Genomic DNA, 14812 nt, shown 5'->3' with positions numbered 1-14812 from the left:
TCCGGGTCGCGCCCCTGGGGCGCGACCGCCCGTCGCGGACCCCGGGCGCCGGGGACCCCTTGCGCACCGCGAAGCCTCCGCCCCGCCGGGCCCGCGGGGCCCCCGCACCCACCACCCCCGGGGCCTGAGGCGAAGCCGCCGCTCCCGCCCGTCGCCGCCCGCGGCGCGGAGCCGCCGCCCGCCCGCGCCCGGGGCGGCGGGGACCTCGTCGCCCCGCCGACCACCCACCGGGCCCCATGGCCAAACAGCCACCCCGCGCCTCGCGCCGCGAAGCCCTCGCCGGCCAGGCGCCCCCTGCGCACGGCGCCGAGCCGCCACTCCCGCCCGGGCCGCGTTCGCCGCGGCGCGGAGCCGCCGCCCCGCCGGGGGCGGCGGGGGCCTCGCCCCCGCGCCCACCACGGGGTCCGGGGCGGAGCCCCGGTTCGGGACGGGGCGGGGTGGGGAAGGAGCCCGCCGCAGGCGCCCCGCTCCCGCCCCCACCCCCACGCAAAAGGGCCGGGCCCTGGGGTAACCCAGGGCCCGGCCCTTGAGACTGCCGACGACGGCTACGCGCTCAGCGCGCGCTGGGCCGCCGGCCTCAGTTGTCGTCCTCGTCGATCAGGAAGCCACGCATCGGCGCCGGCGCCTGCTGCATCGGCTGCGGGGCCTGCGGGCGGACCGGAGCCATCGGCTGGGTCATCGCCGGGGACATCTGCTGCTGGCCACCGTACGACGGGGCGCCGCCCATCGTGCCGTTGCCGCCGAAGGACGGGGCGCCCGCGCCGGCCGAGGCCATCGACGGGGACGGCGGCAGGGACGCGGTCGCCGGGGTGCGCGGCGGAGCCAGCGAGTCGTCGGCCTGGGTCTCCAGCTGACGCAGCTGCGACTCCAGGTACGACTTCAGGCGGGTCCGGTACTCACGCTCGAAGCCCCGCAGGTCCTCGACCTTGCGCTCCAGCGTGGCGCGGGCGGACTCCAGGGAGCCCATCGCGACGCGGTGCTTCTCCTGCGCGTCCCGCTCCAGGGCGTCGGCCTTGGCGCGGGCGTCCCGCTCCAGGCCCTCGGCGCGCGAGCGCGCCTCGCCGACGATCTTGTTGGCCTCGGAACGGGCCTCCGCGATCGCCTGGTCGGCGGTCTGCTGCGCCAGCGAGAGCACGCGCGCGGCGCTGTCGCCACCCGGGCCCTGGGCCGGCTGCATCTGCTGCATCGGCTGCTGCTGCGGGTGGCCCATGGGGCCGCCCTGCATCGGGCCGGGACCCATCGGGCCGCCCTGCATCGGGCCGGGGCCCATGGGCCCGCCCTGCATGGGGCCGCCCTGCATCGGGCCGGCGGGAAGCGCGGGGGCGCCGGACGGCAGCTGCGGCGGGCCCATCTGCGGGGGCTGCTGCTGGGCCGGAGGTCCGGATATGGCGGCGGGCACGGGGGCGCCGGGACCGACGGGACGATCCTGCGGCTCCGGCGGCTTGCGCATGCCCTGCTGCTGCTGGTTCTGCGCGGCGGCACGGGTCGCCGCGGCCAGCTTGGCGCGCAGGTCCTCGTTCTCGCGGAGCAGACGAGTCAGTTCGGCTTCGACCTCATCGAGGAAGGCATCGACCTCGTCCTCGTCATAGCCTTCTCGAAGGCGGACGGTCGTGAACTGCTTGTTCCGCACGTCCTCGGGGGTCAGCGGCATCTCTTCTTCACCTCTACGTAGTCGTCGGCAGTCGGCAAGACCGTATCGTCCACATCCACCTCCACCATCACCTCGCGAAGCTGCTCACGATGGAGATCAGGATGTAGACGATGATCATCAGAACGAAGAAGGACAGGTCGAGTGCCACGCCCCCGAGACGCAGCGGCGGGATGAGCCGCCGCAGAAGCTTGAGCGGTGGATCGGTGACAGTGTAGGTGGCCTCCAGAACGACCACCATCGCCTTACCGGGTTGCCATGAACGGGCGAACTGGAAGACGTAGTCCATGACCAGCCGGAAGATCAGCAGGACCAGGAAGCACATCAGCGCGATGTAGATCACCTGCAGTGCGACGCCCATCCCGCGCTTCCCTCTCCCCTGGCTCTCTTGCTCTCACTTGTCCGGCCGCCCTCGCGGCCGGGCCGTTCTCGATCTCGTGTTCTCAGCTCTGGTTGAAGAATCCGCCCTCTGCGATCCGGGCCTTGTCCTCCGCCGTGACATCGACGTTAGCAGGCGACAACAGGAAGACCTTCTGCGTCACGCGCTCAATGCTGCCATGGAGCCCGAAGACGAGTCCGGCGGCAAAGTCGACAAGTCGCTTCGCGTCGGTGTCGTCCATCTCCGTGAGATTCATGATCACCGGGGTGCCCTCGCGGAAGTGTTCCCCGATGGTACGGGCCTCGTTGTAGGTCCGCGGGTGAAGCGTGGTGATGCGGTAGGGCTCCCGCTCGGACACGACCTTGGGCATGATCACCGGTGCGTTCTTCTCCAGGCTCGGACGTTCGGGTGTGATGGATGCCACGGGGGCAATTCGGGCAGGACGTCCGCTTTCCGCGTGTACGGGGACAGACTGGGCGACGGGTTCGCGCGGCGCGGGCGGCTGGACCACCCGTACCGGCTCCTCGCGCTCGATCTGCCGAGGAGGCTGGTGGCGCCGGTCGCGCTCGGGCTCCGGTTCCAGCTCGGGTTCGAAGTCGTCGTCGGGATCGAATCCTCGGCCGTCGTAGCCATCGTCCTCCACGAGGCCGAGGTAGACCGCCATCTTGCGCATCGCGCCGGCCATTCTCTGCATCCTCCGCTCTGTGGTGGATCGCCCTTACCGAAACTCGCAGTGTCACCAAGTGCCCGCGATCCACGGGTCCGTCCGCCCCTCGGCGGAATGACCATATTTTCTGCTGTGGTCCGACTTGCTTCGCGACGTTACCCGAGCTTCGGGCGGACGCCGAGCACCGCCGTACCGATGCGCACATGTGTCGCTCCGGCCGCCACGGCCTCCTCGAGGTCCGCACTCATCCCTGCTGACACCATGTTCGCAGCCGGACGGTTCGCGCGCAGGACAGTCGACAAATCCATCAGCCGCTCGAAGGCGGCCTGTTGCCGGCCCGCGTACGGACCGGCGAGCGGCGCGACGGTCATGAGGCCGTCGAGTCGCAGTCCGGGAGCCGCGTCCACGGCCGCCGCCAACTCCTCGATCCCGTCCGGGGCGACCCCGCCCCGGTCGCCGCGCGCGCCGGACTCGGCGTCGAGGGCGACCTGGATCAGACAGCCGAGCTCGCGCCCGGCCTTCTCCGCGGCCGTGGAAAGAGAGGAAACGAGCTTCAAACGGTCGACGGACTGCACCACATCGGCATAACCCACCACGGAACGGACCTTGTTGGTCTGCAACTGGCCCACGAAGTGCCAGGTCAGGTCGAGGTCCGCACAGGCGGCGGCCTTGGGGGCCGCGTCCTGGTCCCGGTTCTCCGCCACATGGCGCACGCCGAGTTCGTGCAGCAGTCGCACATCGCTCGCGGGGTAGGTCTTGGTGACCACGATGAGGGTCACCTCCTCCCGCGCGCGCCCGGCGGCGGCGCACGCGGCGGCGATGCGCTCCTCCACCCGGGCGAGGTTCTCGGCGAGTTCCGACTTGCGGTCCGTCATATCTCTTCTCACGTCAACCAGACATATCCCGCGAGTCGCCCCGTGGTGCGGTCGCGGCGGTACGAGTAGTGGTCGCGGGACTCCAGGGTGCAGACCCCGGCGTCCGCGACGTCCCGGACGCCGAGCCGTTCGAGCTGGGCGCGCACTCCGGCGGCGACGTCCACGGCCGGGGTGCCCCACGAGGTCTCGGCGTACGCGGTCGGTTCGGCCGCGGCCACCTCGGCGCGCATCGCCTCCGGCACCTCGTAGCAGCGCCCGCAGACCGAGGGTCCGGTGCGGGCGGTGACGCGGGAGGGGTCGGCGCCCAGGTCGATCATCGCCTTCACGGCGGCGGGCACGACTCCGGCCACCATCCCGGGCCGCCCGGCGTGGGCCGCGGCGGCGACCCCGGCGACGGGGTCGGCGAGCAGGACGGGGACGCAGTCCGCGGTGAGGACCGCGAGGGCGAGGCCCCGGCGGGCGGTGACGATCGCGTCGACGGACGGGATGTCGGCGGTGGTCCACGGGCCGTCGACCACCGTGACGTCCGCGCCGTGCACCTGGTTCATCCAGACCACGTCCGCCGGGTCGAGCCCGAGCCCGGCCGCCGCCCGCGCCCGGTTGGTCCGTACGGCCTCGGGGTCGTCGCCCACGGCGCCGCCGAGGTTGAGCTCCTCGTACGGAACGGCGCTCACCCCGCCCCACCGGTCGGTGAAGGCGAAGTGGGCGCCGCTCGTCTCGTAACGCTGCCCTATCACTTCAAGAAGTCCGGGACATCCAGCTCTTCGGCCTGGGTGTCCGGGTACGGGCGGGCCGGCGGGACCACCGGCGGGGTGACGGGCGGCAGCGGGGTCTCGCTGACGGCCGGCGCCGGTTCGGCGGGAGCCGCGGGCTCGTCGCGCGGGGTCACCGTGCCGAGGCCGCCCAGCGGGCGGGAGGTCTCGGTGGCGCGGGGGGCGGGGGCGGGCTCCTCGCGCTTGGCGGAGGCCGAGCCGATGATGTTGTCGCGGCGGGCCGGCGGCTGGCCGCCGTCGAAGCCGGCGGCGATGACGGTGACCCGGACCTCGTCGCCGAGGGCGTCGTCGATGACGGCGCCGAAGATGATGTTCGCCTCGGGGTGGGCGGCCTCGCTCACCAGCTGGGCGGCCTCGTTGATCTCGAAGAGGCCGAGGTCGCTGCCGCCGGAGATGGAGAGCAGCACGCCGCGGGCGCCGTCGATGGACGCCTCGAGGAGCGGCGAGGAGATCGCCATCTCGGCCGCCGCCACCGCGCGGTCGTCGCCGCGGGCGGAGCCGATGCCCATCAGGGCGGAACCGGCCTCGGACATGACCGACTTGACGTCGGCGAAGTCGAGGTTGATCAGGCCGGGGGTGGTGATGAGGTCGGTGATGCCCTGGACGCCGGAGAGCAGGACCTGGTCGGCGGACTTGAAGGCGTCCAGGACCGAGACCTGGCGGTCCGAGATGGACAGCAGCCGGTCGTTGGGGATGACGATGAGGGTGTCGACCTCTTCGCGGAGCTCGGCGATGCCGTCCTCCGCCTGGTTGGCGCGCCGGCGGCCCTCGAAGGTGAACGGGCGGGTGACCACACCGATCGTGAGGGCGCCCAGCGAGCGCGCGATGTTGGCGACGACGGGCGCGCCGCCGGTGCCGGTGCCGCCACCTTCGCCGGCGGTGACGAAGACCATGTCGGCCCCCTTGAGGACCTCCTCGATCTCCTCACGGTGGTCCTCTGCCGCCTTGCGACCGACTGCCGGGTTGGCCCCGGCCCCGAGGCCGCGGGTGAGTTCACGGCCGACGTCGAGCTTGACGTCGGCGTCGCTCATCAACAGCGCCTGGGCGTCGGTGTTGATGGCGATGAACTCGACGCCCTTGAGACCGACCTCGATCATTCGGTTGATGGCATTGACACCACCGCCGCCGACACCGATGACCTTGATGACTGCGAGGTAGTTCTGCGGTGCTGCCACGTCGAAGGCCTCTCGCCTCGAGTTACGTGTCGCCGCTTCGCGGTGGTAAGCGCGCCGCGACGACGGATGCCGATTGGGACGGTCCGAAACGCCGACCCAAACCCTAACGTTGAAGTTTAGGGTTACCAGTGTCTCTGTTCGCTGGACTCTTCCGAACAGGACACTAAGTCGACAAGTGGCGCACGTTCAACGAACACGCCGAACCTCCCGTTTTTCTTTTCACCCTATGTGATCACCCGTAGCGCTGGCCAACCAGGGTGCTGGCCAGCGGTGATGACCGTCAACTTCGTGACGAGGCGGGCGCGGTGGGGGCACTTACATCGAAGTGCCCCGCTTTGGGAGTCGCTTTCATGAGAGCGGTGAGAACGCGCGCCTTCACGGGCCCGTCCTCGCCACTGCCCCAGAAGACGGTGCGGCCCTTGCCGAGCTCCAGAGTGATGGAGTCGAAGGACGTGATCCGGACGACACGGACGTCCTGGGCGATTTTCTCCGGGAGTTCGCCCGTCACGCCTACCGCGACCCGCAGCAGCCGCTCCGCGTCGAAGCGGCGCAGGCTCGGCGAGGCGGCCACGTCGAGGACGAGCAGCGGGACGCCGCGCGGGGCGGTGGGCACGGTGGCGAACCGCACACCGCCGGAGTCCACTTCGGTGAACTTTCCGCCCTTTTCGAGAAGGAGGACGGGCTGTCGTTCCGTCACTTTCAGACCGATTCCGTGCGGCCATGACCGCACGACGTCCACGGTGTCGATCCGCGGGAGTTCCTCGCGCAGCCGGGCCTCGATGGCGTCGGTGTCGACGGAGACGAGCGGCGCGCCGAGCGGTACGGCCGCGACCCGCTCGACCTCGTCCCGGGTGAGCACCTCCGTACCGGAGGTGCTCACCTTCTCCACCCGGAACCAGTCCGAGCCGTAGAGCGCCCAGACACCGCCGGCCACCAGGGCGAGCGCGGCGAAGCCGATCAGGAGCGCGCGCGGGCCGGGCACCCGGAAGGTCCGGGTGCCCGGTCGGGGCGGCCGCCGGCCGGATCCCGCCGGCCTGCCGCTCGCGCTCTTCTGCTCGGTCGCCGCTCCGGCTGCCACCGTGGCCTCTCCTGCCTGTCGCCGCCGCGCTACGCCTGCCGGCGGGCGGCGATCGCCTCGTACACCATGCCGACGAGCAGGTCGTCGGCGTCCCGGCGGCCGAACTCGGCGGCGGCGCGGGACATCTCGTACAGCCGGTGCGGATCGGCCAGTACGGGCAGGACGTTGGCCTGCACCCACTGCGGCGACAGTTCCGCGTCGTCGACGAGGAGCCCGCCGCCGGCCTTCACCACCGGCTGGGCGTTGAGCCGCTGTTCGCCGTTGCCGATCGGCAGCGGGACGTAGGCGGCCGGGAGCCCGACGGCGGACAGCTCGGCGACGGTCATCGCGCCCGCGCGGCAGAGCATCATGTCGGCGGCGGCGTACGCGAGGTCCATCCGGTCCACGTACGGTACCGGCACGTACGGCGGCATCCCGGGCATGTTGTCGACACGCGGCAGTTCGTTCTTCGGGCCGACCGCGTGCAGGATCTGGATGCCGGAGCGCTGGAGCACCGGGGCGATCTGCTGGACGACCTCGTTGAGCCGGCGTGCGCCCTGCGAGCCGCCGGAGACCAGCAGGGTGGGCAGGTTCGGGTCGAGGCCGAAGGCGGCCCGCGCCTCGGGGCGCACGCGGGCGCGGTCGAGGGTGGCGATCGTGTGCCGCAGCGGGATGCCGATGTAACGGGCGTTGCGCAGCTTGGAGTCCGGGGTGGCGACGGCGACCCCGGCCGCGTAGCGCGAGCCGATCTTGTTGGCCAGGCCGGGCCGGGCGTTGGCCTCGTGGACCACGATCGGCACGCCGAGGCGCTTGGCGGCGAGGTAGCCGGGCAGCGCCACATAGCCGCCGAAGCCGACCACGCAGTCCGCCTTGGTGCGCTCCAGGATCTGCTCGGCGGCCTTGATGGTGCCGCGCAGCCGCCCGGGGACGGTGATCAGCTCGGGCGTGGGTTTGCGGGGCAGCGGTACGGCGGGGATGAGCGCCAGCTCGTAACCCCGCTCGGGCACCAGCCGGGTCTCCAGGCCGCGCTCCGTGCCCAGCGCCGTGATACCCACGGTCGGGTCCTGCCTGCGCAGGGCGTCCGCGAGTGCGAGCGCGGGCTCGATGTGGCCGGCGGTACCTCCGCCGGCGAGGACGACATGCACCGAAATTCACCGCTCTCCGGACGGACGCTTCTTGACGCGCCGTCGCATCGACTTCCATCTCCCCCCGGCCCGCTTGCCCCATCCGGGGCGGCGCAGGGCCAGGGCCGCTTTCGCGGCGGGTTCCTGTCGCGCGAAGGCGATCAGGAGCCCGACGGCGAACATGGTCGGCAGCAGGGCCGATCCCCCGTAGGAGAACAGCGGGAGCGGGACTCCGGCGATCGGCAGCAGACCGAGCACCGCACCGATGTTGACCACGGCCTGCGCCGTGATCCAGGTGGTCACGCCTCCCGCGGCAAACCTGACGAAGGGGTCCTCCGTGCGTCCGGCCACGCGGATACCCGCATAGCCTAGAGCCGCGAAGAGGGCCAGCACCGACAGCGTCCCCGCCAGACCCAGTTCCTCCCCGGTGACGGCGAAGATGAAGTCGGTGTGCGCTTCGGGGAGTTGGCCCCATTTTTCCACACTCGCCCCGAGGCCGGAACCGAACCATCCGCCGGAGGCCAGAGCGTAGATTCCGTGCGCGGCCTGCCAGCAGGGGTCCCCCACTCCGCCGGGGTCGCTGGCCCCGATGCAGGAGAAGCGCTTCAGGCGGTGCGGGCTGGTCTTGATCAGCAGCATGCCGAGCACGCCGGCGACGGTGAGGACCCCGACGAAGAGCCGGGTGGGGGCGCCGGCGGTCCACAGCAGTCCGAAGAGGATCGCCGTGAGAATGATCGCCGTGCCCATGTCACCGCCCAGCATGATGAGACCGAGCAGCAGGAACGCGCCGGGCACCAGCGGCACCAGCATGTGCTTCCACTGGGACAGGAGCTTCATGTCCTGCTTGCGGGCCAGCAGGTCGGCCCCCCACAGGATCAGCGCCAGCTTGCCGAACTCACTGGGCTGGAGCATGAACGGTCCGCCCAGTGAGATCCAGTTCTGGTTGCCGCCGACCGCGACTCCTATCCCGGGGATCTGGACGAGCACCATGAGGAAGATCGCCCCGACCAGGATCGGGTAGGCCAGCGCCCGGTGCAGCTTCAGCGGCATCCGGGAGGCCACCAGGAGCAGCCCCGCGCCCAGCAGCGCCGCGAAGAACTGCTTGCGGAAGAAGTACGACGGCACCAGGTCGTAGCGGAGCGCCGTGATCATCGAGGCGGAGTAGACCATCACGAGGCCGAGCGCGGTGATGAGCAGTCCGGCGCCGACGATCACGTAGTAGGCGGTCAGCGGCCGGTCCCAGGCCCTTCTGGCCCGCTCGTAGAGCCCCCGCGGCCCGCCCCCGCGCACCCTTCTCGGCGCCGCGGGGGCGCGGCCGCCGCCACGTACGGCGGAGGCCTCTCGCGTCCCGGCGGTTCTGCTCGGCATGGTCGCTGTCCCCTCCGGTCGTGCCCGGCGCGGCCGGACCTCCTCGCTGGTCAGGTCAGGCGCGCCCGGCCGAGGCGAGGGCGCGGACCGCGTCCGCGAAGGCCTCGCCCCGCTTGTTGTAGTTGGCGAACATGTCCATCGACGCGCAGGCCGGGGCGAGGAGGACCGTGTCCCCCGGCCGGGCGAGCGAGGCCGCCTCCTGGACCGCCGCGGACATCGCCCCAGTGTCGGTCCGGTCGAGGTCCACCACCGGGACCTCCGGGGCGTGTCGCGCCAGGGCTTCGCGGATCAGCGCCCGGTCCTGGCCGATCAGGACGACGCCGCGCAGTCGCTTCGCGGACCTGCTCACGAGCTCGTCGAAGGTCGCGCCCTTGGCGAGGCCGCCGGCGATCCAGACGATCGGGTCGTAGGCCGCCAGCGAGGCTTCGGCGGCGTGCGTGTTGGTGGCCTTGGAGTCGTCGACGTAGACGACGCCCTCGATCTCCTCGACCAGTTCGATGCGGTGCGGGTCGGGCCGGAAGGCCCGCAGTCCGTCCCGTACGGCCTTCGGCTCCACGCCGAAGGCGCGGGCGAGGGCGGCGGCGGCGAGCGCGTTGGCGATGTTGTGCGGGGCCGGCGGCTGGACGTCGGCGACCTCGGCCAGCTCCTGGGCGTTCTTCTGCCGGTTCTCCACGAAGGCCCGGTCGACGAGGATGCCCTCGACCACGCCGAGTTCCGAGGGGCCGGGGGTGCCGAGGGTGAAGCCGATGGCCCGGCAGCCCTCCTCGACGTCGGCCTCGCGGACCAGGTCCTCGGTGACCTTGTCGGCCCGGTTGTAGACGCAGGCGACCTGGTTGCCCTCGTAGATCCGGCCCTTGTCGGCGGCGTACGCCTCCATCGAGCCGTGCCAGTCGAGGTGGTCGGGCGCCAGGTTGAGCACGGCGGCCGAGTGGGCGCGCAGGGAGGGCGCCCAGTGCAGCTGGTAGCTGGAGAGCTCGACGGCGAGGACGTCGTACTCCTCCTCGCCGAGGACGGCGTCGAGGAGCGAGACGCCGATGTTGCCGACGGCGGCGGTCTTCAGGCCGGCCGCCCGGAGGATGGAGGCGAGCATCCGCACGGTCGTGGTCTTGCCGTTGGTGCCGGTGACCGCGAGCCAGGGGGCCGCGTCGGGGCCGCGCAGCCGCCAGGCCAGCTCGACGTCGCCCCAGATCTCCACGCCCGCCGCCTCGGCGGCCTGGAAGAGCGGCTTGTCGGGCTTCCAGCCGGGGGCGGTGACGATCAGTTCGGTGCCGGGCGGCAGGGTGGCCCCGTCGCCGAGGCGGACGGTGATGCCCTCCGCCTCCAGCTCCGCGGCCTGCGCCCGGGAGCGCTCGTCGTCGCCGTCGTTCACGACCGTGACGACCGCGCCCAGGCCGTGCAGGACACGGGCGGCGGGGATGCCGCTCACGCCCAGCCCGGCGACGGTGACCTTCTTGCCCTGCCAGTCCAGCTCGCTCACTTTTCGGATGCCCATCCCGCGTAGAAGAGGCCCAGGCCCACGATCACGCACATGCCCTGGATGATCCAGAAGCGGACGACGACCAGGACCTCGGACCACCCCTTGAGTTCGAAGTGGTGCTGGAGGGGCGCCATCCGGAAGACGCGCTTGCCGGTCATCTTGAAGGAGCCGACCTGGATGACCACGGACATGGTGATCATCACGAAGAGGCCGCCCAGGAGGGCCAGCAGCAGCTCCGTACGGGAGCAGATGGCGAGACCGGCGAGCGCGCCGCCGAGGGCCAGCGAGCCGGTGTCACCCATGAAGATCTTGGCGGGCGAGGTGTTCCACCACAGGAAGCCGAAGCAGGCGCCCATCAGGGCGGAGGCGACGACGGCGAGGTCGAGCGGGTCGCGCACCTCGAAGCAGGCGTTCGGGTTGGTCAGGGTCATGGCGTTGGCGCACGACTCCTGGAACTGCCAGAGCCCGATGAAGGTGTACGCGCCGAAGACCATCACCGACGCGCCGGTGGCCAGACCGTCCAGACCGTCCGTCAGGTTCACGCCGTTGGACATGGCCAGGATCATGAAGAGAGCCCAGACCACGAACAGCACCGGGCCGATGGACCAGCCGAAGTCGGTGATGAAGGAGAGCTTCTCGGAGGCCGGGGTGAGGCCGCGCAGATCCGCGAACTGCAGCGAGAGCACGGCGAAGGCGATGCCGACGATCAGCTGGCCGGCCATCTTCGCCTTGGCCCGCAGGCCCAGCGAGCGCTGCTTGACGATCTTGATGTAGTCGTCGAGGAAGCCGACCAGACCCATACCGGCCATCAGGAACAGCACCAGGACGCCCGAGTACGTCGGGTCCTCGCCGGTGATGACCTTCGCCAGCGCGTACGCGATGAGCGTGGCCAGGATGAAGGAGATGCCGCCCATGGTGGGCGTGCCCTTCTTCGAGCCGTGGGTGCGCGGGCCGTCGTCCCGGATGAACTGGCCGTATCCCTTGCGGGCGAGCAGCTTGATGAGCAGCGGGGTGCCGATCAGGGTCAGGAAGAGCCCGATGGCCCCCGCGAAGAGGATCTGCCTCATCGGCCGGTGACCTCGCCCTCGGAGCCCGCGGTGCCCGCGGTCTCGAGCAGGGCCGTGGCGACCCGTTCGAGGCCGACCGACCTGGAAGCCTTCACCAGGACGATGTCCCCCGGGCGCAGCTCACTGCGCAACAGGTCGACCGCCGCCTGCGCGTCGGACACGTGCACCGACTCCTCACCCCACGAACCCTCGTTATAGGCGCCCAGTTGCAGCCAGGCAGCTTCCCTGTCCCCGACCGCGACGAGCTTGCTGACGTTGAGCCGGACGGCGAGCCGTCCGACCGCGTCGTGCTCGGCGAGCGAGTCGTCCCCGAGCTCGGCCATCTTGCCGAGCACCGCCCACGTACGAGAGCCCCTGGCCTGTGCAGACCTGCCCATGGCCGCGAGCGCGCGCAGGGCGGCTCGCATGGACTCGGGGTTCGCGTTGTAGGCGTCGTTGACGATCGTCACGCCGTCCGGACGCTCGGTGACCTCCATGCGCCAGCGCGACAGGGTGCCCGCCTCGGAGAGCGCGGTGGCGATCTCCTCGACGGGCATGCCCAGCTCATGGGCGACGGCGGCCGCGGCGAGCGCGTTCGACACGTGGTGCTCACCGTACAGGCGCAAGGTCACGTCGCTGCACCCGGTGGGTGTGTGAAGCCTGAAAGAGGGCTGTCCGTTCTCTGTGAGCCGGACATTCTCGGCACGTACGGCCGCTTCGTCGGACTCTCCGAAGAGGGTGACCCGGGCCTTGGTACGGCTCGCCATGGCGCGCACCAGGGGGTCGTCGGCGTTGAGGACGGCGATGCCGCCGTCCTCGGCGGCCGGCAGGGACTCGACGAGCTCGCCCTTGGCCTGGGCGATCTGCTCGCGGCCGCCGAACTCGCCGATGTGCGCGGTGCCCACGTTGAGGACGAGGCCGATGCGCGGCGGGGTGAGGCCGGTGAGGTAGCGGATATGGCCGATTCCGCGCGCCCCCATCTCCAGGACGAGGTGCCGGGTCTCGGCGGTGGCCGTGAGCGCGGTCAGCGGCAGGCCGATCTCGTTGTTGAGGGAGCCGGGCGTCCAGACGGTGGGCGCGTGCCGCTGGAGGACCTGGGCGATCAGGTCCTTGGTGGAGGTCTTGCCGGCCGAGCCGGTGAGCGCCACGACATCGGTGCCGAGGCGTTCGACGACCGCCCGGGCGAGGGCCCCGAGCGCCGTCTGGACGTCCTCGACGACGATCGCGGGCACGCCGACGGGGCGGGCGGCCAGTACGGCTGCCGCGCCCGCCTCGACGGCACGCTCCGCGTACGCGTGGCCGTCGACGTGCTCGCCGGCGAAGGCGGCGAAGAGGCTGCCGGGCGTCACCTGGCGGGAGTCGATGACGACGGCACCGGTGACCTGGACGGCCGGATCCGGTATGTCGTGCGGCTGCCCGCCGACGATTTCGGCGATCTCGGCGAGGGAGAGGGCGATCACTGCTTCATCCCTGACTGTTCTCGTGACGGTGTTCGTCCTGATGGGCGGCTTGCTCACCAGCGCGGTGCGCCGGACGCTCGGTGCCGGCGCCCCGCGCCAGGATCGCTTCGCGCAGGACCTGGCGGTCGTCGAAGGGGCGGACCACCCCGGCGGCCTCCTGGCCCTGTTCGTGGCCCTTGCCCGCGACCAGGACGGTGTCGCCGGGCCGGGCGCGGGCCACGGCCGCGGCGATGGCGGCGGTCCGGTCGGCGTCGACCAGGACCTCGCCCCGCTCGGCGGCCGGCACCTCGGCGGCGCCCGCGAGCATCGCGGTGAGGATCGCGAGCGGGTCCTCGGAGCGGGGGTTGTCGGAGGTGAGGACGGCGGTGTCGGCGAGGCGGGCCGCGGCGGCGCCCATGGGGCCGCGCTTGGTGGTGTCGCGGTCGCCGCCGCAGCCGATGACCACGTGCAGCCTGCCGCGGGTCACCTCGCGCAGCGAGCGCAGGACCGATTCGACGGCGTCCGTCTTGTGCGCGTAGTCGACGACCGCGAGGAAGGGCTGGCCGGCGTCGACCCGCTCCAGGCGGCCGGGGACTCCGGGGACGGCGGCGACGCCGTCGGCGGCGGTCTTCGGGTCGATGCCCGCGAGGGCGAGGGTGACGATCGCGGCGAGGGTGTTGGCCACGTTGAACGGGCCGGGCAGGGGCGCGGTGGCCTGGATCCGCTCGCCGTCCGGGCCGACGACGGTGAAGGTGGAGTCGGCGGCTCCGAGACGGACGTCCTCGGCGCGCCAGTCGGCGTCCGGGTCGCCCGCGGCGGAGAAGGTGACGACCGGGACGGCCGCCTCCTTCGCGAGCCGGCGGCCGTAGGCGTCGTCGAGGTTCACCACGCCGCGTTTGCTGCGCTCGGGGGTGAAGAGCCGTGCCTTGGCCTGGAAGTAGTCCTCCATGTCGGAGTGGAACTCCATGTGCTCCGGGCTCAGGTTGTTGAAGACGGCGACGTCGAAGACGCAGCCGTCGACCCGGCCGAGCACCAGGGCGTGGCTGGAGACCTCCATCGCGACGGCCTCGACGCCGCGTTCGCGCATGACCGCGAACAGGGCCTGCAGGTCGGTGGCTTCGGGGGTGGTCCGCTCGGACTTGATGCGCTCGTCGCCGATGCGCATCTCGACGGTGCCGACGAGGCCGGTGTGCCTGCCCGCGCCGCGCAGTCCGCCTTCCACGAGGTAGGCGGTGGTGGTCTTGCCGGAGGTGCCGGTGATGCCGATCTGGAGGAGGTCCTCGCCGGGCCGCCCGTAGATCTCGGCGGCGAGTTCGCCCATCCGTCCGCGCGGGTCCGGGACGACCAGGACCGGCAGGCCGGTCGCGGCGGCGCGCTCGCTGCCGGCCGGGTCGGTCAGGACGGCGGCGGCACCGAGTCCGGCGGCCTGTGCGACGAACTCGGCGCCGTGGACGCGGGCGCCGGGCAGGGCCGCGTACACGTCGCCCGGGCGCACCGCCCGGGAGTCGTGCGTGATGCCCGAGACCTCGGCGGCGGGGCCGGTGGTCTCGGTGCCCAGCCGCGCGGCGAGTTCGCCCAGGGGTGTCGGGCGGACCCGCTCCGGGCGGGGCGGGGTGGTTCGGTACTGATCAGCGTGTGGCACGGCGGTGAGCGTACCGGGCGCACCCTGCGCAGGGCTAAATGAGGCCGTGGCGTCGCCGGAGTTCGATTTCCGGTTCCCGGAACGGGGGGTGATGGTTGTCACTGGTGCTCCCGGAGTGTCACGGGTGTCGCTGTCGCGGTCA

At 71.9% G+C, this 14812-nt stretch carries 13 protein-coding genes; all 13 read right to left on the bottom strand.

The annotated features are described in order from the left end of the window. Positions 1-577: 577 nt before the first annotated feature. Positions 578-1651, bottom strand: coding sequence for a DivIVA domain-containing protein (locus tag ACFY7C_RS13790; protein WP_389648614.1), 1074 nt, complete (start codon positions 1649-1651; stop codon positions 578-580). Between the two features lie 67 nt (positions 1652-1718). Then, complete coding sequence (locus ACFY7C_RS13785) at positions 1719-2009, bottom strand: YggT family protein (RefSeq protein ID WP_345489237.1); 291 nt, start codon at positions 2007-2009, stop codon at positions 1719-1721. Positions 2010-2091: 82 nt separating this feature from the next. Beyond that, complete coding sequence (locus tag ACFY7C_RS13780) at positions 2092-2712, bottom strand: cell division protein SepF (protein WP_265861641.1); 621 nt, start codon at positions 2710-2712, stop codon at positions 2092-2094. Between the two features lie 137 nt (positions 2713-2849). After that, positions 2850-3569 carry a YggS family pyridoxal phosphate-dependent enzyme gene (locus tag ACFY7C_RS13775; RefSeq protein ID WP_389648610.1) on the bottom strand — a complete coding sequence of 240 codons (720 nt, stop codon included), beginning with the start codon at positions 3567-3569 and terminating at the stop codon, positions 2850-2852. 8 nt (positions 3570-3577) lie between these two features. Then, a complete protein-coding gene (gene pgeF, locus ACFY7C_RS13770) occupies positions 3578-4306 on the bottom strand; it encodes a peptidoglycan editing factor PgeF (protein ID WP_389648607.1) in 729 nt (242 codons plus the stop codon). Continuing rightward, positions 4303-5517 carry a cell division protein FtsZ gene (ftsZ, locus tag ACFY7C_RS13765; RefSeq protein WP_389648604.1) on the bottom strand — a complete coding sequence of 405 codons (1215 nt, stop codon included), beginning with the start codon at positions 5515-5517 and terminating at the stop codon, positions 4303-4305. The genes pgeF and ftsZ overlap by 4 nt, the downstream gene beginning before the upstream one ends. A gap of 280 nt (positions 5518-5797) precedes the next feature. Beyond that, complete coding sequence (locus tag ACFY7C_RS13760) at positions 5798-6595, bottom strand: cell division protein FtsQ/DivIB (protein WP_389648601.1); 798 nt, start codon at positions 6593-6595, stop codon at positions 5798-5800. Positions 6596-6624: 29 nt separating this feature from the next. Continuing rightward, a complete protein-coding gene (gene murG / locus ACFY7C_RS13755; protein WP_389648598.1) occupies positions 6625-7719 on the bottom strand; it encodes an undecaprenyldiphospho-muramoylpentapeptide beta-N-acetylglucosaminyltransferase in 1095 nt (364 codons plus the stop codon). A gap of 6 nt (positions 7720-7725) precedes the next feature. Then, positions 7726-9066, bottom strand: coding sequence for a putative lipid II flippase FtsW (gene ftsW / locus ACFY7C_RS13750; protein ID WP_389648595.1), 1341 nt, complete (start codon positions 9064-9066; stop codon positions 7726-7728). A gap of 55 nt (positions 9067-9121) precedes the next feature. Further along, the gene (gene murD, locus ACFY7C_RS13745; protein ID WP_389648593.1) at positions 9122-10558 is read right to left on the bottom strand and encodes a UDP-N-acetylmuramoyl-L-alanine--D-glutamate ligase; all 1437 of its coding nucleotides are present in this window, start codon (positions 10556-10558) and stop codon (positions 9122-9124) included. Further along, positions 10540-11610: a phospho-N-acetylmuramoyl-pentapeptide-transferase gene (gene mraY / locus ACFY7C_RS13740; RefSeq protein WP_389648590.1), complete on the bottom strand. Its 1071-nt coding sequence runs from the start codon at positions 11608-11610 to the stop codon at positions 10540-10542. The genes murD and mraY overlap by 19 nt, the downstream gene beginning before the upstream one ends. Continuing rightward, positions 11607-13049, bottom strand: a complete 1443-nt coding sequence (murF, locus tag ACFY7C_RS13735) for a UDP-N-acetylmuramoyl-tripeptide--D-alanyl-D-alanine ligase (RefSeq protein WP_389648588.1) — start codon at positions 13047-13049, stop codon at positions 11607-11609. The genes mraY and murF overlap by 4 nt, the downstream gene beginning before the upstream one ends. A gap of 4 nt (positions 13050-13053) precedes the next feature. Then, positions 13054-14772, bottom strand: coding sequence for a UDP-N-acetylmuramoyl-L-alanyl-D-glutamate--2,6-diaminopimelate ligase (locus ACFY7C_RS13730; RefSeq protein WP_389648585.1), 1719 nt, complete (start codon positions 14770-14772; stop codon positions 13054-13056). Positions 14773-14812: the final 40 nt, after the last annotated feature.

It is taken from the genome of Streptomyces sp. NPDC012769, from assembly GCF_042901205.1.
In the GTDB taxonomy this organism is placed as follows: domain Bacteria; phylum Actinomycetota; class Actinomycetes; order Streptomycetales; family Streptomycetaceae; genus Streptomyces.
The sequence above is the reverse complement of the archived record's forward strand: the minus strand, read 5'-3'. Positions and strand labels throughout refer to the sequence as shown.

Bases quoted from the DNA above. Each gene is read 5' to 3' on its own strand.
- ACFY7C_RS13790 (WP_389648614.1), bottom strand. From the start codon at position 1,651: ATGCCGCTGACCCCCGAGGACGTGCGGAACAAGCAGTTCACGACCGTC.
- ACFY7C_RS13785 (WP_345489237.1), bottom strand. From the start codon at position 2,009: ATGGGCGTCGCACTGCAGGTGATCTACATCGCGCTGATGTGCTTCCTG.
- ACFY7C_RS13780 (WP_265861641.1), bottom strand. From the start codon at position 2,712: ATGGCCGGCGCGATGCGCAAGATGGCGGTCTACCTCGGCCTCGTGGAG.
- ACFY7C_RS13775 (WP_389648610.1), bottom strand. From the start codon at position 3,569: ATGACGGACCGCAAGTCGGAACTCGCCGAGAACCTCGCCCGGGTGGAG.
- ftsW (WP_389648595.1), bottom strand. From the start codon at position 9,066: ATGCCGAGCAGAACCGCCGGGACGCGAGAGGCCTCCGCCGTACGTGGC.
- murD (WP_389648593.1), bottom strand. From the start codon at position 10,558: ATGGGCATCCGAAAAGTGAGCGAGCTGGACTGGCAGGGCAAGAAGGTC.
- mraY (WP_389648590.1), bottom strand. From the start codon at position 11,610: ATGAGGCAGATCCTCTTCGCGGGGGCCATCGGGCTCTTCCTGACCCTG.